We start from the raw sequence: 25,251 nt of genomic DNA on the forward strand, positions 1-25,251 counted from the left end.
AGGCGCGGTACTCCAGGCAATTCTCAAGATCCTCAAGGCGGAGATGACGCGGCATCGCGCAACTTCCCGCCTTTCCATTCATGCGTCCGGCGACGTCCAAGGAAGACGAGCGCGGCGCGAACTCTGGGCACATCCATGTCAGAACAGGTCAAACGCGGGGGAAATTCCGCACTCTATCGCGCCGTTTGGCGATGGCACTTCGTAGCAGGTCTTCTGATCCTCCCCTTTGTCATCATACTTGCGGTCACAGGCGGGATTTATCTCTTCAAGGACGAAATCAACGACGTTGCCTACAAACAGCTCCGTTTCGTTACCCCGAGCAAGCAAGAGATGCTCGCTCCCTCTCAAATCACGGGCGCAGCCCTTGTGGTTCACCCGGGAACGCTGAAAGCCTACGGCCCCCCCGCGGCCGCAAACCGGAGTGCGGAGGTCAAGATCGTCGGCGAAGACGGGTTGAAAGATACTGTTTACGTCAATCCCTATGACGCCACGGTTCTCGGAAGCCTGTGGGACGGAGGCGCGGCCGGAAGTCCGGCCATGTATGTGGTGCGCAAACTCCATTCACTGGAATATGTCGGTTGGCTCGGAAACCGTATCATCGAGGCGACGGCAGGCTGGATGGTGCTCCTGGTTGGTACCGGCATCTACCTGTGGCTGCCGCGCGGACGCAAGGTCGGCACCGTGTCGATCAAGGCAACGCGCGGTCGGCCCTGGTGGCGAGATCTCCACGCGGTTACAGGGCTTTATACCGGCCTCTTCATCGTGTTCCTGGCCATGACAGGGCTGCCCTGGTCGTCCGTCTGGGGTGGCAAGTTCTACGACTACGCCTATCAGCTTGGTCTCGGCATGCCGGATGGCTACTGGTCGAACAAACCGGTCTCGACCGTCCCGGTTGCCGATGCGGTGGACCGGGCACCCTGGATCATGGAAAAGCAGCCGATGCCGCTTTCCGAGGCCAGTGCAGGCGTGCCCCAGGCACTTGATGCCGTGGTTGCGACCGTCGAGGACCTTGGCATCGTTCCAGGCTACGCCATCTCCATGCCGAATGGCCCTGAAGGCGTTTTCACCGCTTCGGTCTACCCCGACGATATCACCGGCGAGCGCGTGATCCATCTGGATCAATACACCAGACAAGTGCTGTACGATGCCGGTCTGAACGACCTGGGTACGCTCGGCTGGGCCGCGGAATGGGGCATCAGCATTCACATGGGACAGGCCTGGGGGCTGACCAACCAGATCGTTCTGCTCCTGGCCTGTGCTGCGATGATCGGGCTGTGTGTCTCCGCAGCGGTCATGTGGTGGAAGCGTCGTCCGGTCGGCGGCATTGGCGCCCCGCAACTCCCCGTCGACTGGCGAATCCCCAGAACCCTGCTTCTGATGGCAATCGCAGCGGGCATCTTCTTTCCCTTGGTGGGGCTTTCGATGCTGGTTATCGCCGTGGTCGAGGTCGTAATCTACCTTTCCAGGAGACAGCGCCTCCAGGCAACCTGACCGAACCGAAACGCCGGGCCTGTCCCGGCGTTTCCTGTTCTGTGGCGGGAGAAGATCGCCAGGCCTATTCGGAATGAGAGGACGTCTGTAAGGGGGCCGTCAGAGCGTCATCCTCTCAGGCTTCGTCGTCACCAATCCGCCCGAGTATCTTCCGCAACGGCAATTCATATAGCCAGTCGGACTGTCTGGCGCGGCGCAAGCTCAAGCTTTGCCTTTCACAAGTTGCCGATAGATCCTACAATTGAAGATATTTATTTCGTAACGCCCATGCCATTTGAAAAACCGGAGACAATTCCGCGTGCCATTGTTGAGCTGGTTGGAAGAAAGAGGGCTTGGTGATTACGGCGCTTTGCTGGAAAAGCACGGCGTCGACATGGATGTTTTGCCTCATCTGGAATACGCGCATCTGGCCGAGATGGGATTGTCCATCGGGGCACGCCTGAAACTGCTCAAGGAAATCGACAAGGGCCTGCGGGAAACGCAGCACCAGGAGGCGAAAAAGCCGTCCGGACCCAGCGCAGAGCGGCGCCAATTGACAGCAATGTTCTGTGATATCGTCGGTTACACGAGGCTCTCAGCCGATCTGGACCCGGAAGAAACCCGCCGGTTGCTGCGCGAGTACTGGAAAGCCGTCAAATCCATCACGGCGCGCTTTGGCGGACATATCGCTCAATATCTGGGCGACGGAGCTCTCATATATTTCGGCTATCCCGCCGCCCTTGAAGACGACGCCGAACGGGCCGTCAACGCTGCCCTGGCTTTGCTGGCGCACAATCAGGAGGCGGAGGGCCATGGCGCTGCCGATCTGCACATGCGTATCGGCATTGCAACCGGTCCGGTTGTCGTCGGGCTGCCGTCGCAACTCAAGAGCAGGCCGGAGGATGCACTTGCTGTCGGGTCGAACGTCAATTTGGCAGCCCGATTGCAGGCGATGGCAGCGCCCGACAGTCTCCTGATCGACGATGTCACGCGAAAACTCGTGGGGGATCTGTTCGTTGTCGAACCGCTTGGCGAACAGAGGATTGCCGGCCTCGAAAAGCCGAAGCTCGTCTTTCAGGTCATTGCATCGCGGCTCGCGCGAAGCCGTTTCGAAGCGAAAAGCCGTTCCCGGAGTGGCATATTTCTGGGGCGTGGAATTGAAACCGCCCTGGCAATCGAAGCTTGGCGCAAGGTGCAGGCGGGGGCGTGTCACGTCGTTTCTGTGAGGGGAGAGCCGGGCATCGGCAAATCTCACTTCGTTTGGCAATTGACCGATACGATCGCATCCGAGGGCTTTGAAGTGATCCAGCTTCAATGCGCTCCCGGACAGGCAAACACACCCTTTTTCCCCCTGGCTGAGGCGATCATGGAGCAGGCGGACGTCTCTCCTGTCGCCACGGACGAGGAGAAGGCCAGAAAGCTCAGAAAGCTTGTCGGTTCGCAGCTTGATCTGTCGAGCGAGCAACTGGTTGTCCTGGGTGGGCTTGTCGGCTCGGCAAGCAGCAAGGTGGCAGCGCCGATGGCGAATCCTGCTGTGTGGCGCAAGCAGGCGTTCCAGATCCTGCGCCGGTTCTTCGTCGAAAAAGCAGCGGTGCGGCCGTTGGTTCTTGTTGTCGAGGATATGCACTGGTGCGATCCGACGTCGCTCGAGTTTTTGCAGAGCATTGTTTCCGATAGCGCACCGGCTTCCATCTTGATGATCACGACCTCCCGCCCGGATGGCTGGCAGGCCCTGAATGGTCCTACCGGAAAAGAAACGAAACTTTTCCTTGAGCGGCTGACGGCGGATGACACAACGGGTTTCGTCAAGGAACTGCTCGGGCGTGACGTCCCCAAAGCGATCATCGATCTGATCTTTGAGCGTACCGATGGCGTACCGCTTTTTGTTGAAGAGCTGACGAATGTCATTCTGGAAAAGGATTTGCTGCTGCGCACCGGGCACGGCGTCGAACTGAGCCGGCAACTCGACATGGGCGATATTCCGAGCAACCTCCAGAGTATTTTACTGGCGCGTCTTGACCGGCTCGGTGAGCATAAGCGCCTGGCGCAGGTTGCCTCGTGTATTGGACGCAGCTTTTCCATTGATGTCCTGGCCGGCGTTGCAGATGTTGGCGAGACGGCCTTCAAGGAAGGGCTTGATGTTCTTCAGTCTGCCGAGTTGATCCACTCTTCCGGGGGCATGCCCAGCCGGCAATTCACGTTTCGCCATGCCCTTATTCGCGATGCGGCTTACGGCACCCTTCTGGCTGCCGACCGGCGGGACATTCACGCCCGTATTGCCGAGGTGATGCCCGAACTTCCGAATTTCGACAGCTTGCTGCGGCCGGAGGACATGGCTTTCCATCTCGCGCGTGCTGAACGTTATGAGGAAGCGATCGTACGATGGCATGAAGCCGCGGTGGTTGCGAATTATCGCTCTGCCAGCGAGGAAGCGATTGCCCACCTGAAGAAGGGTTTGGAGCTTCTTGAGCACGTGGAAGGCAAATCGCGCCGCGAAGCGCTTGAGTTCCTTCTCTTGATCGAACTGGTGGCGCCCTATCGGTCCGTGCGCGGCTTTGCGGCACCGGAAGTGGGGGAAACAACCCGTCGCGCCATTCAGCTTGCCGATCAGGCGCAGGACGTGGATGCAATTCTGCCGCTGCTTTACAATCAGTGGGTTTATGTATTCGTGACGGGGCACCGGGATGATGGGGATGCCCTCATCGATGAACTGTTTGCACGTTGCTCATACGACCAGGGGAATTTGCTGCGCATGACGGCGCATCGCGCCAAGGCAGCCAATGAGTTTCTCCGTGGCCGGTTCCCCTCTGCAAGACAGAACTTCGAGACCTCAATTGGCTTTTATGACCCGAAATATCAGGCATCTGTCACCTATTCGATAGGGCTGGACGCACTGGTGGCCGCGTCAGGCTACAACGCCCTGGTTTGCTGGTGTCTTGGTGACGGCGAGGCCGCGGAAGAGAACATGGACAGGGCGCTTGCCCATTCCGCAAAACTGGATCTGGCGGGCAGCCGTGCCTTTGCGACCTACCACGAGGCGCTGTTGCGCGGTGTGCTGATGGAGCAGCAGGACATTCTGGTGAAGAATGGCCGTCTGCTGCAAAAGGTCGGGCTCGAGCATCACTACAACATGTGGCTGGCCTGCGGGCGGCTGCTCGAAGCGATGGGCATCTGCTGCCAGAAACCGTCGGAATATTCCATCCAGCTGGTCGACAAGCGGCTTGAAGAGTTTCGCGACATGGGAGTGGTTTACCTGCCAACATACGAGACTTTCATTGCAAGGCGCTGGTTGGACCTTGGCAAGGCGCGGGAAGGCCTCGCGCACATCAAGAATGCCCGCATGCTGATGGAGCAGTTCGGGGAGGTCTGGAACGAGCCGGAAGTTGGCCGCGTGGAAGCGCAACTGCGGCTTCACGAAGGCTGCGAGCCTGAGGTTGCCGAAGCAATTCTGCGCCAGGCGGATGGCGTCGCGAAGCGCCAACAATCCCGGTCTTTCGGCAATCGCATCGAGAGTGCTCATGGTGAGCTTCAGGAGAAAATAGCCTCCACGCGCAACGACTTATTCGCGCGCCCTTCTGTTTGATGCGGCACCCTTCCTGCCTTTTTTAACCCCACTTCATTCGCACGAGAACCCGGTCCCACGTTTGCGTACTCGGTGCGAGCGGGACCACATACTCAGGGTGCCTTTTGACACTTCGAATAATGCGCTCGATGTGAATACGTTCACATCACCCAGCGGAAATATTTGTTACGCCACTCCCAATACTGGGAGGAAAAATGTCTACCGAAATATGGTTCGCCCTTGCAGCGACAAATTTTGCCGCGTCGATAGCGCCTGGGCAGAACGTTGCCTTCGTCAGCGCCGCGACAACGCGTTCAGGTTTTTTAGGCGGTGTTGCTTCACTTGCCGGCATTCTTTTCGCCGAGCTTGTGTGGGTGGTTTTGGCAATTCTGTTTGCTATCGGACTGCTGGAGGTCAGTCCTCTTTTCATTCACGCCATGCAGTTGGCAGGCGGCTGTATCCTTGCGTATTTCGGTTTCAGCATATTGCGGGAAATGAAATTCAGTAAGATGGAGCAAGCTCCTGCTTTCCGCTTCACACACTATGCTGCGAAGGGTGCGTGGATAGGCCTGGCGAACCCTCTTGCTCTTATGTTTTTTATCGCGCTTTTTCCCGGGTTCTTGCTTGAGCTGACGGATAATTCCTACGCGACCACCCTGATGTTATGCGTCCCCGTTATCCTGCTCTCTTCGGCCTGTGGCCTCATCCCCTGGATGGCGGCCACCAGAGTGCTGACGGTGCACAAGGGCATCGCCAACGTTGTAAATTGTGTTTCCGGCACAACACTGTTGGTTATGGGGGCGCTGGTTTTCCTGCAACTCTTCTAAAGGCATGAATTTTACTTAACAAAATCGGCGCAATATTTGGCGCGATTTTACAATATTAGCCTCGGACAGACTGCATGAAAATCGTCGAATGACGTGATTGGGGCTGGATGGGACAGGCTGCATTTGAACGGACAAGAGTTCAAAGCGGTGCCCCAGCCCTTTCTCAATCGGTCCAAATTCAAGCAAAGTCTGGTATTGGAAGCCGGTTTGCGGGGCGGTGTGCGCCGTTGCATCCAGAGGACTCGCTCCAATTTTCATCGCCCCCGATTGAGCCTTTCGGCGGCTCTTGCGCGTGTTGCCAGGGCTTCCATGTTGGGTATCGAAATCAGGCCGTTTGTCAGCGTGATCAATCCGTCATGAGCCAGGGCGTTGAGCCTCTTGTTGAGCGCTTCCCGTGTGACACCCAGCATGTGCGCCAGTTCATTCTGAGAGAATTTTCGTTTGAAATTCGCCCCATCGTCTTTCAGGTCCGCATATGACAGCGCGAGATCCAGGAGCTTTTGAGCAAGCCGACCGTCGAGGCCAAGAAAGGCGAAAGCTCCCATCGCTTCCGTGTTGCGTCTCAGGATTTCACACAAGAGCTGGATGAGGTGATGGGCAAATTGCGGGCTTTTGTCCAACGCTATTTCCATCGCATCCTTGGGCAAAAACAGACATTCGGAGTTTGCGAGAGTTGATGCATTTGCGGTTCGTGGCAGTTTGTCCAGCACCGAGATTTCGCCAAACGGATCGCCTGGTTCCAGGAGCGCAAGGGTGAGCTCACGGCCTTCCGCGTCGGAGATCCATATGCGAATTGAGCCCGTGATAATGACGCGAAGTCCGTCCGGTTCATCGCCGGCTGCGAAGATTGCGCTTTCCGTATCGTATCGAGCGATGGTGCTCAGGCGGGTAAGCAGATCCAGGCTGCCTTCGTCAATATTTGAAAAAAGATAACACTCTCGGATGACGTCTCTCAGCATGGGATGCCTCAATCGGATTGCCGGCATGTGCCGAAGTTATTAATCGAAACGAATGTCTTGATTGAACTTCCAGGCCGCTGGAAATCCAAAAAATAGACAAGGAAAGATGTGTGGCGTCACATGGATAGAAAACGTGTGTAGTTTATCTAATGTATTACGTAGAAATTTTTTGGAAATAGTGCGATCTGACTGGTTTCTCCTTTTTCAGAAAATTCGTTCCCGACACATGAGGCGCGGCCGAATTAGGAGCTCCTCGAGCTTCCGCTCAGTATGATGAGCAATATCCGATCTCTGTTGCAAGTGTCTTTTGAGTGCAAAATGAAGGAATTTTCAGAAAAAGCTCTGTTGGTGTGAATTGGTTCACATACCTGTTGGTCCGATATAGGGAATATTCCTCTGCGTCATATGCCAGGAAAATTGATTCAGAAGGGGTTATTTCTATGAATTATCTAATATATCGCAGTATTTCCCACGATGGGGCGAGGCAGGCAGAGCCGCATGCTCCTTGCGATCTCGTTTATCGTGGATGCCGTCACGACGGTGTGACCGAACTGCAGGCCGCGAAGAAGATTGCAACTCCCATGTGCTACAGGAGTGTAAGCTACAATCTTTATTCGGGTGGGCCTGCAGTTGAAACACCGAGCGCCATATCATCGGCCTCTACCAGACTGGCAGGCAGTGACACAGCCGCTCTGATGCGCGCCGTTTAAGCGGCCTCAGCGTGGAGCCGGATTTTCCGCCATTTTCCACGCGGTGACGGAGCAAGAAACGACGGAAGCACCGATGACGCCGCGTCTCGGTGCTTCGGTTCTGATGTTCGGACGGTGTCCACCATGCCGCCGGGTGAAGAAGATCTTCCGGTTGGTGTTTTGCCGCGATGGCAGGAGCGAAATGCTGCTATTGCGCGTGGAACAGGAGATCCACTGAGCCGTTTTCGGAAATGATTGCCGGAAATGCATGCCATGAGTGATTGATTGTCGAGCATAGTTGTTTCAATATGTTATCGATAACTTTTCCGAAAGGCATTTCATGAACCTGGTCGAAACCTCAATGCAGCTTACCCATCGTGGCGCGCTGGCGATGCTTGTTGCAGCGGTTGGAAAGGCTGAAGAAATTGGTCAACCGCAGTGTGTCGTCATTGTCGATGCAAGCGGCGTGGCGCTGGCGGAAATCCGCATGTCCGGTGCCAAGTTTCTGAGTCTGAAAAGCGCGAAGGCCAAGGCGCGGACGGCGGCCTCCATCGGAGCAAAAACGACGTCGATTCCGGAAGCCGTTCGTCCACTGATTGGCCTGGCAACCGATGGAAATGTCACTGGCCTGGAAGGCGGATTGCCGATTGTGGTGGACGGGCACCTCCTTGGAGGGATCGGAGTGGGGTCCGGCAGCGGCGATCAGGACACTGAAGTTGCGCGAGCCGGTCTTGCGGCCATTGGGGCGGACCTTTGAAAATGGCCTCTCGGGGAATGTGCCGGTTTATTCACCAGTGATCCGGCGACCTGGGTGAAAGTAATGAAGGCGGAGGACAGAAGCACTCCGCCTCTTTCATGTGGTCGAGCCTCAGGCAAAGGCAATCTGGGCCTTGACGGCCCTGGACCGGTCCCCTGCAGTTTCGAACGCCTTAATGGCATCGTTCAGTGGAAAGGTCTGCGTTATGAAGGGTTTGACGTCAATCAATCCCTTTTGCATCAGGCTGACGCCGGTGAAGAATTCCTCGTGGAAACGGAAAGATCCCTTCAGGCAGAGTTCCTTGGATGTCAGCGCCATCATGGGGACTGACATATCGCCGCCCAAACCCAATTGAATAATGGTTCCGCCCGGACGCATCGCTGCAATGCCCGCTGAAAGGGCAGGGGTCGCGCCGGAGCATTCATAAAGGACATCGAAGGTTCCCTTGTCAGCGGAAAAGCGTTCCAGTGCCGAAGGGGCGCTTGCCATGTTCACCGTTTCATCAGCACCTGCGGTTCTGGCCATCTCAAGCGTGAAGTCACTGAGATCCGTTGCGACGATGAAGTCGGCACCAGCTCTGCGGGCGGCAACGATGCACAGAATGCCGATGGGGCCACAGCCCGTGACGAGCACGGATTTGCCCAAGAGGCTTCCGGCCTGACGTGTCGCATGAAGGCAGACGGCCAACGGCTCGGCCATTGCAGCTTCGCCCGGTGTCAGGCTGTCGGCCGGTGCGCACTGGAGCGCATCGGCAACCAGGACTTCGCGAAAGGCTCCCTGAATGTGCGGAAACGGCATCGCGCTTCCGTAAAAGCGCATGTTGAGACACTGGTTGAAGGAGCCTTCGTTGCAGAACCGGCATTGCCGGCAGGGCCTCGAAGGTGAAATGGCAACAAGCTGTCCAAGCGCGAGACCCGACACACCTTCCCCAAGTGCGGTGATGTGACCGGAAACCTCATGTCCGAGGATCATGGGTTCTTTCAGGCGCACGGGTCCAAAGCCGCCGTGATTGAAATAATGCAGGTCCGAACCGCAGATGCCGCCGGTCGACAGTTTGATTTGAACTTCGCCGGGGCCGGGTTGCTCTTCTTGCTGCTCTTCGATGCGCAGGTCCCTGGCAGCGTGAATGACGATTGACTTCATGACTGCCTCACAGAACGGGGGTCGGAAGATTGTTGCCGGCAAAATGCGCGGACAGATTGTCTCTGACGAGCTGGCCCATGGCTTTTCTCGTTTCGAAGGTTCCCGAGGCGTGATGCGGTTGCAGAAGAACGTTATCCAGTTTCAGGAAGCGGGGGTTTAGCGCCGGTTCTCCTTCGAACACATCAAGCGCTGCCGACCCAAGGCGGCCGGTCTCAAGGGCGTCCAGCAGGGCGTCCTCATCGATATTCGACGCTCTGCTGATGTTGATGATCATGCCGTCCGGCCCGACAGCGTCGATCACCTGCCTGTTGACGATGTGGCGGGTTTGCGCCGATGCAGCAAGCGTCACGAACAGGAAGTCGGACCTGCGGGCGAGCTCGACCGGATCGGCAACGAACTCCCAGTCAGGTGCGTAATCCTTGGCCGTGACGCTCGAATAGGCAATGTCGAGATCGAAACCGGCAAGACGCTTGGCAACCTCAAAGCCGATCCGACCCAGGCCAAGCACTCCTGCTCTCTTGCCCCAGACACGATTTTTGAGCGGATACAGACCTTGCGTGGCCCAGCTTCCGTCCCGCACCCAGGTCTCGGCACCGATCATGCCGCGCGACTGGACGAGCATCATGGCAACGCCAAGATCGGCGACGTCGTTGGTCAGAACATCCGGTGTGTTGGTCACCCGGATGCCGTGCTCCCGGCAGGCGTCCAGGTCCACCGCATCAAAACCGACGCCATAGACCGAGATGATTTCCAGTTTTGGGCAGGCCTCGATCAAGGCTCGGTCCGCCCCCAGTTCGCCGCGTGTCGCAATACCGCGAATGCGCTCACCGATCGAAGAGAGAAAGGCAGGCTTGTCCTGCGCCTCAAAATATTTGTGCATGGTAAAGCCGGCTTCCAGCGGAACCTGATCCCATTCGGGGTAAGGGCCGACCTGGAGAATATCGGGTTTGCTCATTTTGGGGCTCCGAGACTTGACAATATTTGTTATCGATAACATAAGAATGGGAGCTGTCAATCGCCATCTAAAAAGGAAGCCCGAATGAGCCTTGCCCTGTTCGACCTGTCCGGTAAGCGGGCCCTGGTCACCGGTTCCTCTCAAGGGATCGGCCTGGCCCTTGCCCGCGGCCTAGCGCGCGCCGGGGCGGAAATCGTTTTGAATGGCCGGGATCGGGAAAAACTCGAGAGTGCGGCAGAGGGACTGCGGGCCGAGGGGCTGACCGTCGCGGAGCTGGTGTTCGACGTGACCGACCATGACGCTGTTCGCAAGGCCGTGGACACATTCGAAACATCCACAGGTGGCATCGACATCCTGGTCAACAATGCCGGCATGCAGCACCGAACGCCGCTGGAAGATTTTCCGGCAGACGCGTTCGAGCGCCTTCTTCAAACGAATATTGCCTCCGTCTTTCATGTCGGTCAGGCGGTCGCCCGTCACATGATCAAGCGCGGGGCGGGCAAGATCGTGAATATCTGCTCGGTACAGACCGCGCTCGCCCGTCCGGGAATTGCGCCTTACACTGCCACCAAGGGGGCGGTTGCGAATCTGACCAAGGGCATGGCGACGGATTGGGCACAATACGGCCTGCAATGCAACGGCCTGGCGCCGGGGTATTTCGATACGCCCTTGAACGCGGCGCTGATCAACGATCCCGACTTCAGCGCCTGGCTGGAAAAGCGCACCCCGGCAGGGCGATGGGGCAACGTGGAAGAGTTGGTGGGCACCTGCATCTTCCTGTCGTCCGATGCATCCTCTTTCGTCAACGGAACCACAATCTTTGTGGACGGCGGCATATCGGCGTGCCTGTGATGCCGGTTTTTGTTGTCATGGGCGTCTCGGGCTGCGGCAAGTCCCAAATCGGCAGGAAACTGGCAGAGGCTGTCGGCGGCCGGTTCATCGATGGCGACGACCTTCATCCGCAGGAAAACATCGAGAAAATGAGCAAAGGGATCCCTCTGACCGACGCCGACCGTCTGCCGTGGCTGGCACAGGTCGGGGAGGCCTTGCGGGATGTTTCGGAAGTGACCTTCATCGCCTGCTCGGCGCTGAAGCGAAGCTACCGAAAGCGGATCATTGCCCATGCGCACCGTCCCGTGACGTTCCTGTTCCTTGAGGGCACGCGTGAGCTGTTGCGCGAGCGGATGGCGCACAGGGAAGGACATTTCATGCCAACGGCTCTGCTGGACAGTCAGCTTGAGACGCTTGAGCCGCCGGAGCCGGACGAGCGCGCTTTTGCCGTTTCAATCGACCAGACGCCCGAGCAGATCGTCGCGGCGCTGCAGACATTCGTTCGGAAGGAAATCGCATGAGCGTGAATGTGGCCCTGATCGGGGCCGGAGCCATGGGCGGGGCAATCGGAACACGCCTCGCGGAAACAGGCAACACTCTCCGTGTCTTCGACCTCGATCCGGAAAAGGTCTCGGCGCTCGTTGCAAAAGGCGCCATCAGCGCAGCTTCTGCTGCGGAAGCTGCCTCTGCGTCCGACTATGTCATCACAAGCCTCAACGCCCCGCAAATCGTGGAGAAGGCGGTCTTCGGGGAAAACGGAGTTGCCGATGGCGCTCGTGCGGGAACCTTGATTATCGACATGTCGTCAATCGATCCTGGTGCGACCAAGGATCTTGCCGCAAAGGCGGAAGCAAGAGGTTTGCGCTGGGTGGACAGTCCTCTTTCGGGAGGTGCGCCCAAGGCACTTGTCGGTGAATTGACGCTGATGGCAGGCGGCTCGGAAAAGGACGTCGCGGATGCGCACAACGTCCTGAAATTCGTCAGCTCCAATTACACCCACATGGGGCCGGTTGGTGCGGGCCAGACGACCAAGTTGATCAACCAGGTGCTGTGCGGCCTTGGCTTTCTGGCGGTGGCCGAAGCAACGAAGCTTGCGCTCGATGCAGGCGTCGATGCCGCAAAGATACCGACGGCGCTGAAGGGAGGACGCGCGGACAGCGCCATCCTTCAGGAATACATGCCCCGCTTTGTGTCGCGCGACTATCGGCGCACAGGCCGGATCGACAACATGGTGAAAGACCTGAACGGTGCCCAGGATCTGGCGCGGAAAACCCACACGGCCATGCCACTGACGGCTGTCTGTGCCGAAGTTCACAGAATGCTCACGGCAGCGGGCTTGGGCGGCGAAGATCAGGCCGCGCTGATGGAATATTTCAAGGGGCCCGACAAGGAGAAATTCGAATGATCACCCGTTTCGCGCTTTTCGAAGGCAGCGTAAAGCCCGGCAAGACCGAGGAATTCCGAACGGCCGTGACAGACCGGCTGGTTCCCCTCTGGCGCCAGTTTCCCGGCAACAGCGACGTCAGGGTGATGTTCGGTGAGGAGCGCGATGAAGGCGCCCCCGAATTTCCGTTGATTTTGGCGATCACTTATCCGGACCGGGACACCATGGAAGGCGCTCTCGGCAGCGATGTCCGCAGCAGATCACGGGATGTCACCGGCGACATTGTCGCGGAGTTCTTCGATGGGCGAATTCACCATCACGTAACACAGGCAAACCAATACGAGGGATGAGCCCTCGAAATTGATCTGTTTGAAATTCCCGGCAGCGGGCTCCGGCAATTGCGAATGCCGATCCGTATTGCGTATGTAAGCGCATGGTCAGAGGTGGGTTCAGCATGCAGCGAACGGTGACGATGAAGGATGTGGCTGACAAGGCGGGTGTCTCCGTCATGACCGTCAGCCGCGCTTTCAAACAGCATGCGTCCGTGGGTGAGGAGACAAGGAAACGTATTCTGCAGATCGCCGAAGACCTCGGTTATGTGTTCGACAGCACGGCGGCCAACCTCCGCTCGCAGCGCACAGGCTTTGTTGCTGTATCCATCCCTTCGATCAACAATGCCAACTTCGCCGACACGGTTGGTGCCTTGTCGGAAAGCCTCAAGCTGGCCGACTTGCAGGTCCTCCTCGGGTACAGCAATTACGACATCCACAAAGAGGAAGAGATCGTCGAGCAGTTCCTCAGGCGCCGTCCGGAAGCCATCGTTCTGACGGGTGGGCGGCACACCGACCGGACACGGCAGTTGCTCGCCAGAGCGAATATTCCGGTCGTCGAAACATGGGATCTGCCGGAGAGCCCGATTGGCCATGTGGTTGGCTTTTCCAATGCGGCCACGATGCATGACCTGGTCAAGCACCTGGTAGGGACAGGGCGAAAGCGCATTGCCTTCATCGGCGGCGACACGGATGGTGACACGCGCGGTGCGGATCGCCGCCGCGGCTTCATTCAGGCAATGTCGGACCTGGGTCTGTCGACGGAGCGCCTGATCGGGGCGGGCGAGCCTCCGATTTCCATGCGCGAGGGCGCCGACGCCATGGCGAGGCTCCTGCAGGACTTTCCGGATACGGAAGCGGTTATTTGCGTTTCCGATCTTTCCGCTTTCGGGGCGTTAACGGAATGCGCGCGCAAGGGGGTGAAGGTACCCGAAGATATCGCCATCGCCGGTTTCGGTGCCTATGACATTTCCTCTATCTGCCTGCCGACCCTCACCACGATTGATCCTCACCCGGCGGATATCGGCCGGCGGGCTGGCGAATTGATCGTCTCCCTGCTGAGGGGCGAGGGGAAGACGGACAGCGACCCTGTCCATATTTCGATCGAGCCCAACTTGAGCGTGGGTGGATCGACTGCCTAGGCGCGTCCGGCTCAAACCGTTTCCCCTTCTATCAGCCGGAACCCCACATCCGTGACTTTCCTGGCGCTGTCGCCATTGATCCGCATCAGAAGTTTTTCAGAGGCGATCTGTCCGATCCGCAAGTGGTTCACCTGCACCGTGGTCAGCCGGTAGGGAAGAACGGAAGCAATGGGAAGTTCGCCCCACCCGGCAATGCCGAGATCCCTGGGCACCGAAATCTTCTGACTTTCGCAGAAGTGGATCGCTCCAACGGCCATGTTGTCATTCTGGAAAAACACGACTTCGGTTTCCGGAGCTCCGGAGAGCAGCTGTTCGATACCATAGTAGCCGGTGTAAAAACCCGGTACGTCCTTCAACAGAAGCTGCTTCTTCAGAGAAGCCGAGCCGTCGGCGATCGCACGGTCGAAGCCGTTGAGGCGAGCGGCCGCCGCATTTGCCGCATCGTGAGAGGTCCCGACATAGCCGAACCGGGTGTAGCCCTTGGTCAGCAGATACCGGCCCATCTGGTAACCGCTGTCAAAGTGGTTGAGGCCGACGCACATGTCGAACGGGCTTGAGTTCAAATCCCAGATTTCGACGACGGGAATTTTTGCGTTTTCCAGGAGCTGAAGCGAGCGGTTCGTATGCGCTCTGCCTGTCAGGATCAGTCCTGCAGGTTGCCAGGCGAGAACGGTTTCAATCCATTTCTCTTCCTCGCCCGCAGCCCGCTGTGTCATGCCCAGAACAGTCTGATGTCCGAAAGAAGAAAGCTTCCGGTCGATGCCCTCCAGAACATGTGTGAAGACCTCGTTGCCGAGGTCCGGAATGCTAACGCCGATGAAGGTGGATTTCTGGTCACCGGAGAAGACGGTGGCCAGGCGGTTCGGCAGGTAGCCCAGACGTGCGACCTCAGCCAGAACCCTTTCTCTGGTCTGCTCGGAGAACCCGCCTTCGTTTCGCAGGACCCGACTGGCCGTCATTTTCGAGACGCCCGCTGCTTCCGCGACTTCAGACAGGCTTATCTTTTTGTTTTTATTACTCAAAATACGATCCATACCGTAAAAAGTTATCGATAACTTTTTCGTTGACTTTCGAGTTTTGCGGACGGATGATATCTCTACGTTACCGGTAACTCAATCCTTGCCTTGTGGAGGAGGCCTACTGCGGGAAGCCGGTGACGACTGGGAGGAACACAGTGGCAGGTAATCTGAAAAACCGTCTGTTTTTCGACGGCATTCAGAAGCATTTCGGCGGAACTTATGCCGTCCGGGACGTTTCGTTGGCGGTCGACCGAGGCGAGATCGTTGCGCTTCTGGGTGAAAACGGCGCGGGTAAGTCAACACTCATCAAAATTCTCGGGGGCATTCACAAGCCGGATGCCGGCCGGGTGCTGATCAACGGTGAACCTTACGAGCATCGACCGGGCGGCTTCGGTCAGCACCAGGCGGTCGCCTTCATCCATCAGGACCTCGGCATGATCGAATGGATGACCGTTGCCGAGAACATGTCGCTGGCGCTCGGTTTCAAGAAACGGTTCGGCCTGATCGACTGGCAGGACGCCGAGGCGTTCGCCGCTGAAGCGCTGCGCAGGGTCGGCTGCGATTTCTGTCCCACCACACGGGTGCAGGATTTGTCGCGAACGGAAAAATCGCTGGTGGCGATTGCCCGTGCGCTTGCCGTCGATAGCGATTTCCTGGTGCTCGACGAGCCCACCGCGTCTCTGCCGGCAGATGAAGTCACACGTTTGTTCGAAGCCTTGCGGCCGCTGAGGGATGCCGGGGTCGGCATGATCTACGTGTCCCACCGGCTCGACGAGATCTTTCAGATCGCCGACCGCGTAGCGGTTCTCAGAGACGGTGAACTCGTTGGGGTCCGTGCGATCCAGCATACGAACGCCGAAGAGCTGGTGCACATGATCGTCGGGCGCAAGGCCCGGCAGGTTACCAAGCTGACGGAGACACCCGGAGCACCGATCCTGTCCGTGAAAGGTCTTGCGACCCGGGTGGCTGGGCCGGTTGACTTTACGCTTCACCGAAACGAGATCGTCGGCCTTGTGGGTTTGCGCGGGGCAGGGCACGAGACGATTGCGCGCGCGCTTTACGGCCTTGAACCGCACGAAGGCGACATAGAGCTCACTGGTGTCGGCGCCCCCGATCTGCGCTCTCCCAAGACGGCGCTCGACAGCGGCATTGGGCTTGTCGCGCGGGATCGGACGGAAGAATCCGTCGCCATGCCGCTGACCCTTCGTGAAAACACCTTCCTCAATCCAGCAGCCGTCGGCCGAAGCCTTTTTTCCTTCATGTCGCCGGACACGGAATCCAGGGAGGCTGAAAGGATCGGCCGCGAAGTGGCGCTGTCGCCGAACGATCAGACACTCGCCATCGAGGCCCTTTCGGGTGGCAACCAGCAAAAAGTGGTGATCGCGCGCTGGCTCGCGACCAGACGCAAGCTTCTGATCTGCGAGGATCCGACCGCGGGCGTCGATGTAGGCGCGAAGGCGGAAATCTATGAGCTTTTGAACAAGGCGCTGCGGGAAGGGGTCGGCATCCTGCTCGTTTCGACCGATTTCGAGGAAGTCGCAACGATTTGCCAGCGCGCCATCGTCTTCAGCCAGGGCGCGATCGTCGGTGAGCTTTCAGGGGCGAAACTCTCGACGGAAAACCTCATTCAGGCCGCTTCGGCCAGCAACGTTGCCGCCGCTTAAGGGTAAGAACCATGCAGTCACTTGAATCCACCGCGCTTGAGCCGACCAAAACGGAAATGCAGGGATTGACCACGCGCGCCAGACTTGTGCGTCTGCTGCCGGTCTATGGTCTCGTCATCTTGACGCTGCTGCTGATCCTGCTGTTCTCGATCCTTCTGCCGAAAACCTTTCCGACACTCCTGAACCTTCGGGCAATCGTATCGGACAAGGCGATCATCGCGCTGTTGTCCCTTGGGGCAATGATCCCCATGGCAGCAGGGCGGATCGATCTGACGGTCGGCTACGGCATCGTGCTCTGGCATATTCTTGCCATCAGCCTGCAAACCCTTCTGGGCATTCCCTGGCCGATGGCCGTCATGATCGTCTTGCTGCTCGGCGCGTTCACAGGGTTCCTGAACGGGCTCCTGGTGGAAGTCGCCAAGATCGACAGCTTCATCGCGACGCTCGGCACAGGCACTGTTCTTTATGCGATAGCCCTTTGGCACACGGGTGGCCGCCAGATGGTGGGGGTCTTGCCGGATGGTTTCTTTTCCCTCAGCACAACCTTCGTCTTCGGTCTGCCGATCACCGGGTATTATCTGATCGCGATCACCGTCATCTTGTGGCTGACGCTCGAATATACGCCGGTCGGACGGTATCTCTACGCCATCGGCGCGAACCAGCGCGCGGCCCATCTGAACGGCATTCCCACCCGAAAATATGTGATCGGCGCCTTCATGGCATCGGGCACCATGACAGCGCTTGCCGGTGTACTTCTGGCGTCGAAGCTCCGCATCGGCCAGGCAAGCGTCGGACTGGAATTCCTGTTGCCCGCGCTTGTGGGTGCTTTCCTGGGCTCTACGACCATCAAGCCCGGCCGGGTCAATGTCTGGGGCACCATCGTAGGCGTCACGATCCTGGCGGTAGGTATTTCCGGAATTCAGCAGTTCGGAGGCTCTTTCTGGGTCGAGCCGCTCTTCAACGGCGTCACGCTGCTGATTGCAATCGGTATTGCGGGTTACGCGCAGCGCCGCAAGGGGGCGGTGAAAAAGTAACGTTGGATGCAATGGAGGAGATTATGCAAAAACGTACATTCCTGAAGACAATTCTGGCCACGACGATGCTGGCAACGGCCGGGATCCCGGCTCTTGCGGAAACGCCATGGGACGGGCCGACCACCGGTCCGGCCGGTGCGCCGGACAAGTCGATCGTCGTCGTTGCCGCCGACATGAAGAATGGCGGTATTCTGGGCGTATCCAAGGGCGTTGAGGAGGCGGCCTCGCAGATCGGCTGGACCATTCGTGTTCTCGATGGCGCAGGCTCTATTCAGGGCCGCACGGCGGCAATCGGTCAGGCTCTGGCCTTGCAGCCAGACGGGATCGTCATCAATGGCTTCGATGCTGTCGAACAACAAGCGGCGCTGGAAGACGTGGCGGCCGCGAATATTCCCATCGTTGCCTGGCACTCCGGGCCGAAGATCGGTTGCGATGCGCCTGGCGGGATCTTCGCCAACGTTTCGACCGACGCCATGACCGTGTCGGAAGTTGCTGCCAACTGGGCGCTTGAAGACGGCGGCAAGGATATGGGTGCGGTCATCTTCACCGATTCCACTTACCAGATCGCCATCGACAAGGCTGACCGTATCAAGGAAACAATCGAGGCCGGCGGCGGCAAGGTACTTGAATATGTCGATACGCCGATTGCCGATACTTCAAGCCGCATGGGGCCGTTGACCACCAGCTTGCTGCAGAAATACGGCGACGAGTGGACCCACGCCCTGGCCATCAACGACCTTTACTTCGACTTCATGGGTCCCGCACTGGCGGCGGCCGGAGTTTCCAGCGAAGATGGTCCGCAGGCGGGCTCGGCGGGCGACGGCTCGGAAGCAGCTTTCTTTCGCATCAAGACCGGCGCCTATCAGGCGATCACGGTTGCCGAACCCTTGAACCTGCAAGGTTGGCAGCTTGTGGACGAACTCAACCGGGCGATTCAAGGCGAACCGTGCTCCGGCTACGTCACGTCTCCGGCTCTCGTGACCAAGGAAGGGGTGGAAAGAATGGGTGACGCCACGGCCTTCGATCCCGATACCCCGTATCGCGAGGCCTATTCGGCGATCTGGAAACAGTAATAGCCGATCACCCTGTTGTCGGGCCGCGCGGCAGGATAGCCGTGCGGCTCCACCTTTTATTGATCTGTTCGCCAACTTTGCTCGCCTGAAATGAACCCGAAATGGCTTCTTTACGTTTCCTCAGCGGCTCGACCAGCCGAAAGGCCCGCTTCACCCATTTCAATCGCGCTTTCGCCAGTTTTCACGCGCATTGGTCTCCAACCGCGGAGCCGGACCTGAATGTCGGCCGGGCGATGATTGGGAATTTGATTAGCAAAGACGACGTTGTTTGCGGGCCGATCTGGACGGCCGGGACGATCAATCGATGATGCCGGAGTGGCTGCTCTCCCTGGTAGATCCGGCCAGAGCCCACGATGTCGGGCTTACCCTGTCCTGGCACGCCCGCACCATGGTGCTCGGCTGGGGGATCCTCGCACCGCTGGCGATCCTGACAGCGCGCTATCTCAAGGTTCTGCCGTCGCAGAGCTGGCCCAGGGAGCTGGATAACAAGACGTGGTGGCGCTGTCACTGGATGGGGCAGAGCGCGGTTCTGGTTCTGTCAGCAGTTGGCTTCGGCCTTGCTCTGCTGTCCGGTCAGAACACGGGCCATGAACAGATGCACCGTTCCTTCGGTTATTGCGTGCTTGCACTCGGATGCTTTCAGGGCCTGTCGGGCCTCTTGCGCGGCACGAAAGGCGGCCCGACCAGTCCAGCGCCAGACGGTTCCCTGCGAGGCGATCATTATGACATGACACTCCGACGGCAACTTTTTGAAAGTTTTCACAAAATCTTCGGCTACCTTGCTCTCTTCATGATGATGGGAGCAGTCGCCAGCGGACTTTGGGCAACAAATGCGCCGCGATGGATGTGGCTCGTGTTGTCGCTCTGGTGGACAGGACTGACGGCCGCTGCGGTTGTGCTGCAACGCAAAGGCTGGGCGGTCGATACCTATCAGGCGATCTGGGGACCTGACCCGGTCCATCCGGGAAACTGGGCCGAAAAGCCCGCTCATGCAGCAAGGGCGGCAATCTACAGCAAGAAACGGGATATGTGATGTTTGGTGTTTTGGAAGGCACAGGCTTTGAAGTCATCGAGCCGGAATTCGAAGACTGTTTCATCGGACATGCGCGTGTGGAGCGCCTGTGGACCGGCGCTCGCTGGTCGGAAGGACCAGCCTGGTTTCCGGCCGGACGATATCTGGTCTGGTCCGACATTCCCAACAACCGGCTGATGAGGTGGGACGAGACGGATGGCTCCGTGTCGGTGTTCCGCTCCCCCTCCAACAACGCCAACGGCAACACGGTCGACACGCAAGGGCGGCTGGTTTCATGCGAACACCAGACGCGGCGTGTGACAAGAACAGATCATGACGGATCGATCAGCGTCATCGCATCACACTGGAACGGAAAGCGCCTCAATTCGCCAAACGATGTCGTCGTGAAATCCGATGGTTCGGTCTGGTTCACCGATCCCTCCTACGGGATCATGATGGATTATGAGGGAGACCGCGCGGAAAGCGAAATCGGCGCGTGCCACGTCTATCGCGCAGATCCCGAGACGGGAGACGTCACCACTGTTGCAACGGATTTCGTCAAACCGAACGGTCTGGCGTTCTCGGCCGATGAGCGGCACCTCTTCATTGCGGACACAGGCGGCACCCACCAGAAAAACGGGCCGGCCCACATTCGGAAGTTCGAGGTTGCCGATGACGGCAAGTCTCTGCGAGGGGGCGACGTGCTGGCGACCTGCACGAACGGTTTCTTCGATGGATTTCGATTGGACCGGTCCGGCCGCATATGGACCTCGGCCGCCGATGGAGTGCACTGTCTGAACAGTCAGGGAACCTTGATCGGCAAGGTGCATATCCCGGAAATCGTCAGCAACGTCTGCTTCGGCGGGGCCAAGCTCAACCGGCTCTTCATCACCGGGACGACATCTCTTTATTCGGTCTTTCTCAATGTAAACGGGATTCCCAGATAGGAGGCATGTTCTGGATTGCAGTTGAATTTTGCTGCTTCCGGCCTTTTGGGAGTTCGATCGGGTGCAGCTAGGGAATGTACGGTGGTTGGGACACTTGCCAGAGCCCGTGGCGAACACGGTCCCTTGTCTCGTCCAGCATGTCGGTAGACCGGTTCGATGGCCCGCTGCCGTTAAGATGCCGCTGTTATTGCTGATTGATCTCTGAAGGTCTTCGTATTGTCTCGCGGCCATCTGTCCCGCAAGCGGGATAATCCCTGGAACAACTCAGCTCAGAACGCTCTGGAAATTCAGGCGGTGCGTCTTTCGTGGCGGAAAGCTTTTGCATACCTGGTTTCCGAGCGTTCTGACTCAAAAATCGATGACGGCGCCGTGTCCTCTACTTGGTCGCGCCTGCTGTCAGGCCTGAAATGAATTTCCGCTGGAAAATCAGATAGGCGAGGATCAGCGGTGCGATCACGATGACCGCGCCGGCGGTCAGCACCGGGGTGTTCACCGTGTAGCGACCCTGGAAGAACAGCATGCCGATGGGCAATGTGCGGAAACTGTCGTCGTTGACCAGGATCAGCGGAATGAGAAACTCGTTCCAGGTCCAGATGAAGAGGAACAGCGCGAGCGTCGACATCGCCGGCACCATCAGCGGCAGGATGACCCGGCGCAAAATATAGCTGCGCTTTGCGCCGTCGAGCACGGCCGCTTCCAGGATTTCCTGCGGCAATTGTCGCATGGCGCTGGCCATGAAGATGGTCGCGAATGGTATCGACATCGCGATTTGCGGCAGGATCAATGCTGCGTAGGTGTTGATAAGGCCCGTGTAGCGCATCTCGTAGTAGAGCGGAATGATGAAGGCTTCTGTCGGCACCATCATCCCGATCGTCATCATCACGAAGAGGGTGCGCTTGAATGGAAAACTGAGAAAGGCGAAGCCGAAGCCGGTCAGGGTGCCAAGAGCGATACTGATGGTGACGACAGGCAAGACGACGAGCACGGAGTTCTGGAAGTAGACGTTGAAATGTCCGTCGATCCAGGCGCTGACGTAATTCTCGAAATGGGGATATTCGGGAAGGACGAACGCGCCCTGCAAGAGGTCCGGCCGGCTCTTCAGCGAGGTCAGGATCAGAAGGCCGAAGGGGATCACCGTCATCAGCGCGAACAGCCACAGGATGATGCGCATCGGCCAGGCGGTTGTGTTGAGACCCGATGACTGGCTCATGACGCATCTCCTCCGTGATTGGGTCGAACCAGCCGGTGGACCGCATAATTGACAACGAAAATCAGGATTGCGCCAACGATGGCGACCGCCGCCGCATATCCGTAGCGGTTGAGCTGAAAGCCGAGCTGATACATGTAGATATTGGGCACAAGTGTTGCGTTGGCGGGCCCGCCACGGGTCATCGTGAAGATCAGGTCGAAGCTCTTGATCGAGGAGATGATCGTGAGCAGCAGCGCGATGCGGATCTCCGGAAGCAACAGCGGCAGGGTGATGAAGAAGAAGGTGCGGATGCCCTTGGCGCCGTCCACTTTGGCGGCTTCGAACAGTGAGGGGTCGATCCTTTGCATGCCGGACAGAAACAGCACCATGCAGAAACCGAAGAAATACCAGCTTGCAACGATGCCAACCGCCGGAAGAACGAAAGTGAAGTCACCGAGCCAGGGAAGGGCATAGTCGCCGAGGCCGACGAGCTTCAGGGCCTGATTGAAGGGACCGAATGCGGGGTTGTAGAGCCAGTGCCAGATGATGCCGAGAACAGCGGTCGGCATGATATAGGGCAGAAACAGAAGCGTGCGCAGCGCGAGCTGTTCCTTCTGTTTCAGGTTCCAAACCAGGGCCGCCAGCGCGACGCCGAGGCAGACCGGAACAGCGCAGTAGAAAATCATCAAGAGAGCGTTGTTCTTTAACGACTTGAAGAAAACTTCATCTGCGATCAGGCTGACATAGTTGCCAAATCCGATCCATTCCGGAGCGCTGATACCATTCCAGCTTGTCATGCTGAGAACGAGTGCCGCGATGATGGGGCCAAAAACCAGGGATCCATAGATCAGCAGTCCCGGCAGAATGAAGACGAGATTGCTGCTGACTTTGGAATCGAGCGGTGAGCGCGACATACAGGCGTTCCAATGCAGTGACGATTAGCTGGCGGGGCTCCCGCCGCGTCTATCCGACAGATGATCGCGGCGGGAAACATTTTTGGTTGCAGGGCCTGATCAAGCCATGGCGAGGCTTGTCAGGTCTGCAGCTACCAGGATTATTTGCTCTTCATGTATGCCTGATAGTCGGCATCGAGTTTGTCGATCAACTCCTGCGGGGTCTGTTGACCGGCGAGCAGCAACGGCGTGTTGTCGTCGAAGGTCTTCAGCATGGTCGGGCTCGCCCAATCCGGGTAGTGACCGATCGCGTTGTTCTCGTTGAGCGACTTCCAGATCTTGATGCCTTCCGACAGCAGCGGCGTGACCTCGATGTCGGCATCGGCGGGAACGGAGGAAGCAGGCAGGTAGCCGGCCTTCGCCCATGTGACCGCTGCGTCCTCGGACACCATGTAGTTGATGTATTCGCCTGCAAGCGCCTTGGTGTTGTCATCCTTGGCGATGCTGGTGATTGCCCATGCAAGGTCGACACCGCCAACGGAGAGAGGATGCTCTACGCCCTCGGGGCCCGGGATCGGCATGAAATGGATATCCGGATTGGCTTTCATGTCGCCAAAGTACCAGGTGCCGGAAATCAGGAAAGCGCCTTCGCCGGAGACGAAGAGCTGAACGGCATCATCGCCGGAGATGCCCTGGTAGCCGTTGAAGAAATAGCCGTCCTGTGCCCAATCCTGGACAATCTTGGCCGATTCCACATTGCCGAGCGTGTTGAAGGTGCCGCCATGGCCGTAAACGAGATCATCGAGCGCCTCGCGATCGGAAGCGTCGATATGCGCCTGGGTGATGCCGGCAAGCATGTGCAGCGTCAGGTGGCCCTTGGCCGTGCCGATCATGAAAGGCGTCTTGCCGGCGCCCTTGATCTTGTCGGCGGCGGCCATGAGGTCTTCGAAGGAGGTCAGCGGCAGTTCGACACCTGCGTCGGCGAGTACTTTTTCGTTGTAGTAAAGACCAACGATTTCAGCGAGGGACGAGATGCCGTAGGTCGGGCCGACACCGAATTCGCCCTTGTCCGACCAACGGTCGCGGGCCAGAAGGCTGTCCGACTGGTTCTTGTCCCAGCCGTATTCGGCGATGAAGTCATCCACCGGGACGAGGAGGTTTTCCTTGACCATGAGACCCATGGCGCCGGCGCCCTGGTTCACCTTCGTCACATCCGGACCATCGCCGGAGGACACCGCCAGTTTCAGGGTCATGTTCAGGTCCGCGAAGTCACGGATCGTGTGGTCAAGCGTGATGTCCGGATGGGCTTCCTTGAAGCGACCGTTCAGTTCAGCCATCACTGCGGCGCGCGATTCAGAATCATGGTCGTCCCAGACCGTCAGCGTTTCAGCCTGCACCATTCCTGAAAGGCTGAAGCCGATAACGGCAACACCGGCCAGCACTGCTGATCTTCGGATTGCTGGTGGCATACTGCAGGATATCATACGTCGAAACATGGGATTGTCCTCTCCGGTTGTTATTGCGGTTAGCTTGCTTCCCCCGATCGGCCTGGCCTTGTCGTCCAGTGCCGAACGTCCTGTTTTGCCGGAGCTTTACCACTCCGGCGAATTCATGTAGTGCTCTGCCACACTCCTTTTGCACTTCCGCATCCCTCGGTCCGAGGGCATTCGCTTGGGGCCCCCAATTCGATGATGCGAGCTGGCCGAGAGCCGGCAATGAGGTCAACGACACCATGAACGCCACAGCCGACAACCGCCTCATCCGTCCGGCGACCGAGGATGACCTCGACGCCCTCTTTGACATCTGTCTGAAGACTGCAGACGGCGGCACCGATGGCAGCGCGTTTTTCAGCGACAAGCGCCTGCCGGGCTACGTCTGGTCCGTGCCCTACTTCAAGTTCGAGCCGGAGTGCGCCTTCGTGCTTGTCGAGAACGGGCGAACCATCGGCTACGTGCTCGGAGCGCCGGACACCGCCCGTTTCGAGGAAACGCTGGAGCAGCACTGGTGGCCGGACATTCGCCGCATGATTGCGGATATGACGCCGAAGCTGCGTGATGACGCGAAAGCCTTCCACCGGATCAACCATCCGGAAAGAACGCCGCAATGGCTGCTGGCGGACTATCCTGCCCATCTGCACATCAACATTCTGCCGGGAGCCCAGTCTTCCGGCTGGGGTCGGAGAATGATCGACACGGTGCTGGATGCGCTGGCGAAAGCCGGAGCGCCGGGTGTTCATCTCGGACTTCATCCGCAGAACGAGCGGGCGAAAGGCTTCTACAGCCACCTCGGCTTTAAAGACATCAGCCGCGACGGCCACGTGCTGTTTGCCCGCCGTCTTGGCCGCTGAGGCTGTCCGCTGAGGCAGCGGTTGC

General features: G+C 58.4%; 22 protein-coding genes. 15 read left to right on the forward strand and 7 right to left on the reverse strand.

The annotated features are described in order from the left end of the window. The first annotated feature begins 135 nt into the window (after positions 1-135). The 3 genes from V1T76_RS21445 (at position 136) to V1T76_RS21455 (ending at position 5,859) form a co-directional block, all read left to right on the forward strand. Positions 136-1,491, forward strand: a complete 1,356-nt coding sequence (locus tag V1T76_RS21445; protein WP_330562723.1) for a PepSY-associated TM helix domain-containing protein — start codon at positions 136-138, stop codon at positions 1,489-1,491. A 298-nt stretch (positions 1,492-1,789) separates the two neighbouring features. Further along, complete coding sequence (locus V1T76_RS21450) at positions 1,790-5,053, forward strand: adenylate/guanylate cyclase domain-containing protein (RefSeq protein ID WP_330562724.1); 3,264 nt, start codon at positions 1,790-1,792, stop codon at positions 5,051-5,053. A gap of 194 nt (positions 5,054-5,247) precedes the next feature. After that, entirely contained in the window at positions 5,248-5,859 is a 612-nt protein-coding gene (locus V1T76_RS21455; RefSeq protein ID WP_330562725.1) for a LysE family translocator, read from the forward strand. A 254-nt stretch (positions 5,860-6,113) separates the two neighbouring features. On the opposite strand, the gene V1T76_RS21460 is transcribed toward V1T76_RS21455, so the two are convergent. After that, positions 6,114-6,818, reverse strand: coding sequence for a Crp/Fnr family transcriptional regulator (locus V1T76_RS21460; RefSeq protein ID WP_330562726.1), 705 nt, complete (start codon positions 6,816-6,818; stop codon positions 6,114-6,116). Positions 6,819-7,847: 1,029 nt separating this feature from the next. Between V1T76_RS21460 and V1T76_RS21465 the strand changes: the two genes are divergently transcribed. Next, positions 7,848-8,264: a GlcG/HbpS family heme-binding protein gene (locus V1T76_RS21465; RefSeq protein WP_330562727.1), complete on the forward strand. Its 417-nt coding sequence runs from the start codon at positions 7,848-7,850 to the stop codon at positions 8,262-8,264. Positions 8,265-8,375: 111 nt separating this feature from the next. On the opposite strand, the gene V1T76_RS21470 is transcribed toward V1T76_RS21465, so the two are convergent. Both V1T76_RS21470 and V1T76_RS21475 read right to left on the reverse strand, forming a co-directional pair. After that, positions 8,376-9,407 carry an L-idonate 5-dehydrogenase gene (locus V1T76_RS21470; protein WP_330562728.1) on the reverse strand — a complete coding sequence of 344 codons (1,032 nt, stop codon included), beginning with the start codon at positions 9,405-9,407 and terminating at the stop codon, positions 8,376-8,378. A 7-nt stretch (positions 9,408-9,414) separates the two neighbouring features. After that, positions 9,415-10,362: a 2-hydroxyacid dehydrogenase gene (locus V1T76_RS21475; protein ID WP_330562729.1), complete on the reverse strand. Its 948-nt coding sequence runs from the start codon at positions 10,360-10,362 to the stop codon at positions 9,415-9,417. An 84-nt stretch (positions 10,363-10,446) separates the two neighbouring features. On the opposite strand from V1T76_RS21475, the gene V1T76_RS21480 reads away from it, so the two are divergent. The 5 genes from V1T76_RS21480 to V1T76_RS21500 all read left to right on the forward strand — a co-directional run bounded on the left by V1T76_RS21480 (position 10,447) and on the right by V1T76_RS21500 (position 14,048). Continuing rightward, entirely contained in the window at positions 10,447-11,214 is a 768-nt protein-coding gene (locus tag V1T76_RS21480) for an SDR family oxidoreductase (RefSeq protein WP_330562730.1), read from the forward strand. Continuing rightward, on the forward strand, positions 11,214-11,714 hold the full coding sequence (locus V1T76_RS21485) for a gluconokinase (protein ID WP_330562731.1): 501 nt from the start codon (positions 11,214-11,216) through the stop codon (positions 11,712-11,714). The genes V1T76_RS21480 and V1T76_RS21485 overlap by 1 nt, the downstream gene beginning before the upstream one ends. Then, entirely contained in the window at positions 11,711-12,598 is an 888-nt protein-coding gene (locus V1T76_RS21490; RefSeq protein WP_330562732.1) for an NAD(P)-dependent oxidoreductase, read from the forward strand. Before V1T76_RS21485 ends, V1T76_RS21490 begins: the two co-directional genes overlap by 4 nt. Continuing rightward, positions 12,595-12,927: a hypothetical protein gene (locus tag V1T76_RS21495; RefSeq protein WP_330562733.1), complete on the forward strand. Its 333-nt coding sequence runs from the start codon at positions 12,595-12,597 to the stop codon at positions 12,925-12,927. The genes V1T76_RS21490 and V1T76_RS21495 overlap by 4 nt, the downstream gene beginning before the upstream one ends. Before the next feature lie 104 nt (positions 12,928-13,031). Then, the gene (locus tag V1T76_RS21500; RefSeq protein WP_330562734.1) at positions 13,032-14,048 is read left to right on the forward strand and encodes a LacI family DNA-binding transcriptional regulator; all 1,017 of its coding nucleotides are present in this window, start codon (positions 13,032-13,034) and stop codon (positions 14,046-14,048) included. A gap of 11 nt (positions 14,049-14,059) precedes the next feature. Here the strand turns inward: V1T76_RS21500 and V1T76_RS21505 are convergent, their stop codons facing one another. Further along, positions 14,060-15,082, reverse strand: coding sequence for a LacI family DNA-binding transcriptional regulator (locus V1T76_RS21505; RefSeq protein ID WP_330562736.1), 1,023 nt, complete (start codon positions 15,080-15,082; stop codon positions 14,060-14,062). 140 nt (positions 15,083-15,222) lie between these two features. Between V1T76_RS21505 and V1T76_RS21510 the strand changes: the two genes are divergently transcribed. The 5 genes from V1T76_RS21510 to V1T76_RS21530 all read left to right on the forward strand — a co-directional run bounded on the left by V1T76_RS21510 (position 15,223) and on the right by V1T76_RS21530 (position 20,797). Beyond that, entirely contained in the window at positions 15,223-16,731 is a 1,509-nt protein-coding gene (locus V1T76_RS21510; protein WP_330562738.1) for a sugar ABC transporter ATP-binding protein, read from the forward strand. Positions 16,732-16,742: 11 nt separating this feature from the next. Further along, positions 16,743-17,765 carry an ABC transporter permease gene (locus V1T76_RS21515; RefSeq protein WP_330562740.1) on the forward strand — a complete coding sequence of 341 codons (1,023 nt, stop codon included), beginning with the start codon at positions 16,743-16,745 and terminating at the stop codon, positions 17,763-17,765. Positions 17,766-17,788: 23 nt separating this feature from the next. Continuing rightward, positions 17,789-18,838: a substrate-binding domain-containing protein gene (locus tag V1T76_RS21520; protein ID WP_330562742.1), complete on the forward strand. Its 1,050-nt coding sequence runs from the start codon at positions 17,789-17,791 to the stop codon at positions 18,836-18,838. Positions 18,839-19,106: 268 nt separating this feature from the next. Then, positions 19,107-19,871, forward strand: a complete 765-nt coding sequence (locus V1T76_RS21525; RefSeq protein WP_330562743.1) for a cytochrome b561 domain-containing protein — start codon at positions 19,107-19,109, stop codon at positions 19,869-19,871. Further along, complete coding sequence (locus tag V1T76_RS21530) at positions 19,871-20,797, forward strand: SMP-30/gluconolactonase/LRE family protein (protein ID WP_330562744.1); 927 nt, start codon at positions 19,871-19,873, stop codon at positions 20,795-20,797. Before V1T76_RS21525 ends, V1T76_RS21530 begins: the two co-directional genes overlap by 1 nt. Before the next feature lie 376 nt (positions 20,798-21,173). Here the strand turns inward: V1T76_RS21530 and V1T76_RS21535 are convergent, their stop codons facing one another. The 3 genes from V1T76_RS21535 to V1T76_RS21545 all read right to left on the reverse strand — a co-directional run bounded on the left by V1T76_RS21535 (position 21,174) and on the right by V1T76_RS21545 (position 24,375). Continuing rightward, the gene (locus V1T76_RS21535; protein WP_006938027.1) at positions 21,174-22,007 is read right to left on the reverse strand and encodes a carbohydrate ABC transporter permease; all 834 of its coding nucleotides are present in this window, start codon (positions 22,005-22,007) and stop codon (positions 21,174-21,176) included. Continuing rightward, positions 22,004-22,900, reverse strand: coding sequence for a carbohydrate ABC transporter permease (locus tag V1T76_RS21540; RefSeq protein WP_330562745.1), 897 nt, complete (start codon positions 22,898-22,900; stop codon positions 22,004-22,006). The genes V1T76_RS21535 and V1T76_RS21540 overlap by 4 nt, the downstream gene beginning before the upstream one ends. A gap of 140 nt (positions 22,901-23,040) precedes the next feature. After that, positions 23,041-24,375 (reverse strand): extracellular solute-binding protein, encoded by a 1,335-nt coding sequence (locus V1T76_RS21545; RefSeq protein WP_330562746.1) that lies wholly within the window; start codon positions 24,373-24,375, stop codon positions 23,041-23,043. Positions 24,376-24,611: 236 nt separating this feature from the next. Between V1T76_RS21545 and V1T76_RS21550 the strand changes: the two genes are divergently transcribed. Beyond that, positions 24,612-25,226 (forward strand): GNAT family N-acetyltransferase, encoded by a 615-nt coding sequence (locus V1T76_RS21550; protein WP_330562747.1) that lies wholly within the window; start codon positions 24,612-24,614, stop codon positions 25,224-25,226. The last annotated feature ends 25 nt before the right edge of the window (positions 25,227-25,251 follow it).

It is taken from the genome of Roseibium sp. FZY0029 (assembly GCF_036350355.1).
Lineage (GTDB): Bacteria > Pseudomonadota > Alphaproteobacteria > Rhizobiales > Stappiaceae > Roseibium.

What these genes read in the sequence shown, in the direction of transcription:
- V1T76_RS21445 (WP_330562723.1), top strand. Translation starts at nt 136, where the DNA reads ATGTCAGAACAGGTCAAACGCGGGGGAAATTCCGCACTCTATCGCGCC.
- V1T76_RS21455 (WP_330562725.1), top strand. Translation starts at nt 5,248, where the DNA reads ATGTCTACCGAAATATGGTTCGCCCTTGCAGCGACAAATTTTGCCGCG.
- V1T76_RS21460 (WP_330562726.1), bottom strand. Translation starts at nt 6,818, where the DNA reads ATGCTGAGAGACGTCATCCGAGAGTGTTATCTTTTTTCAAATATTGAC.
- V1T76_RS21465 (WP_330562727.1), top strand. Translation starts at nt 7,848, where the DNA reads ATGAACCTGGTCGAAACCTCAATGCAGCTTACCCATCGTGGCGCGCTG.
- V1T76_RS21470 (WP_330562728.1), bottom strand. Translation starts at nt 9,407, where the DNA reads ATGAAGTCAATCGTCATTCACGCTGCCAGGGACCTGCGCATCGAAGAG.
- V1T76_RS21475 (WP_330562729.1), bottom strand. Translation starts at nt 10,362, where the DNA reads ATGAGCAAACCCGATATTCTCCAGGTCGGCCCTTACCCCGAATGGGAT.
- V1T76_RS21480 (WP_330562730.1), top strand. Translation starts at nt 10,447, where the DNA reads ATGAGCCTTGCCCTGTTCGACCTGTCCGGTAAGCGGGCCCTGGTCACC.
- V1T76_RS21485 (WP_330562731.1), top strand. Translation starts at nt 11,214, where the DNA reads ATGCCGGTTTTTGTTGTCATGGGCGTCTCGGGCTGCGGCAAGTCCCAA.
- V1T76_RS21490 (WP_330562732.1), top strand. Translation starts at nt 11,711, where the DNA reads ATGAGCGTGAATGTGGCCCTGATCGGGGCCGGAGCCATGGGCGGGGCA.
- V1T76_RS21495 (WP_330562733.1), top strand. Translation starts at nt 12,595, where the DNA reads ATGATCACCCGTTTCGCGCTTTTCGAAGGCAGCGTAAAGCCCGGCAAG.
- V1T76_RS21500 (WP_330562734.1), top strand. Translation starts at nt 13,032, where the DNA reads ATGCAGCGAACGGTGACGATGAAGGATGTGGCTGACAAGGCGGGTGTC.
- V1T76_RS21505 (WP_330562736.1), bottom strand. Translation starts at nt 15,082, where the DNA reads ATGGATCGTATTTTGAGTAATAAAAACAAAAAGATAAGCCTGTCTGAA.
- V1T76_RS21515 (WP_330562740.1), top strand. Translation starts at nt 16,743, where the DNA reads ATGCAGTCACTTGAATCCACCGCGCTTGAGCCGACCAAAACGGAAATG.
- V1T76_RS21520 (WP_330562742.1), top strand. Translation starts at nt 17,789, where the DNA reads ATGCAAAAACGTACATTCCTGAAGACAATTCTGGCCACGACGATGCTG.
- V1T76_RS21530 (WP_330562744.1), top strand. Translation starts at nt 19,871, where the DNA reads ATGTTTGGTGTTTTGGAAGGCACAGGCTTTGAAGTCATCGAGCCGGAA.
- V1T76_RS21535 (WP_006938027.1), bottom strand. Translation starts at nt 22,007, where the DNA reads ATGAGCCAGTCATCGGGTCTCAACACAACCGCCTGGCCGATGCGCATC.
- V1T76_RS21540 (WP_330562745.1), bottom strand. Translation starts at nt 22,900, where the DNA reads ATGTCGCGCTCACCGCTCGATTCCAAAGTCAGCAGCAATCTCGTCTTC.
- V1T76_RS21545 (WP_330562746.1), bottom strand. Translation starts at nt 24,375, where the DNA reads ATGTTTCGACGTATGATATCCTGCAGTATGCCACCAGCAATCCGAAGA.
- V1T76_RS21550 (WP_330562747.1), top strand. Translation starts at nt 24,612, where the DNA reads ATGAACGCCACAGCCGACAACCGCCTCATCCGTCCGGCGACCGAGGAT.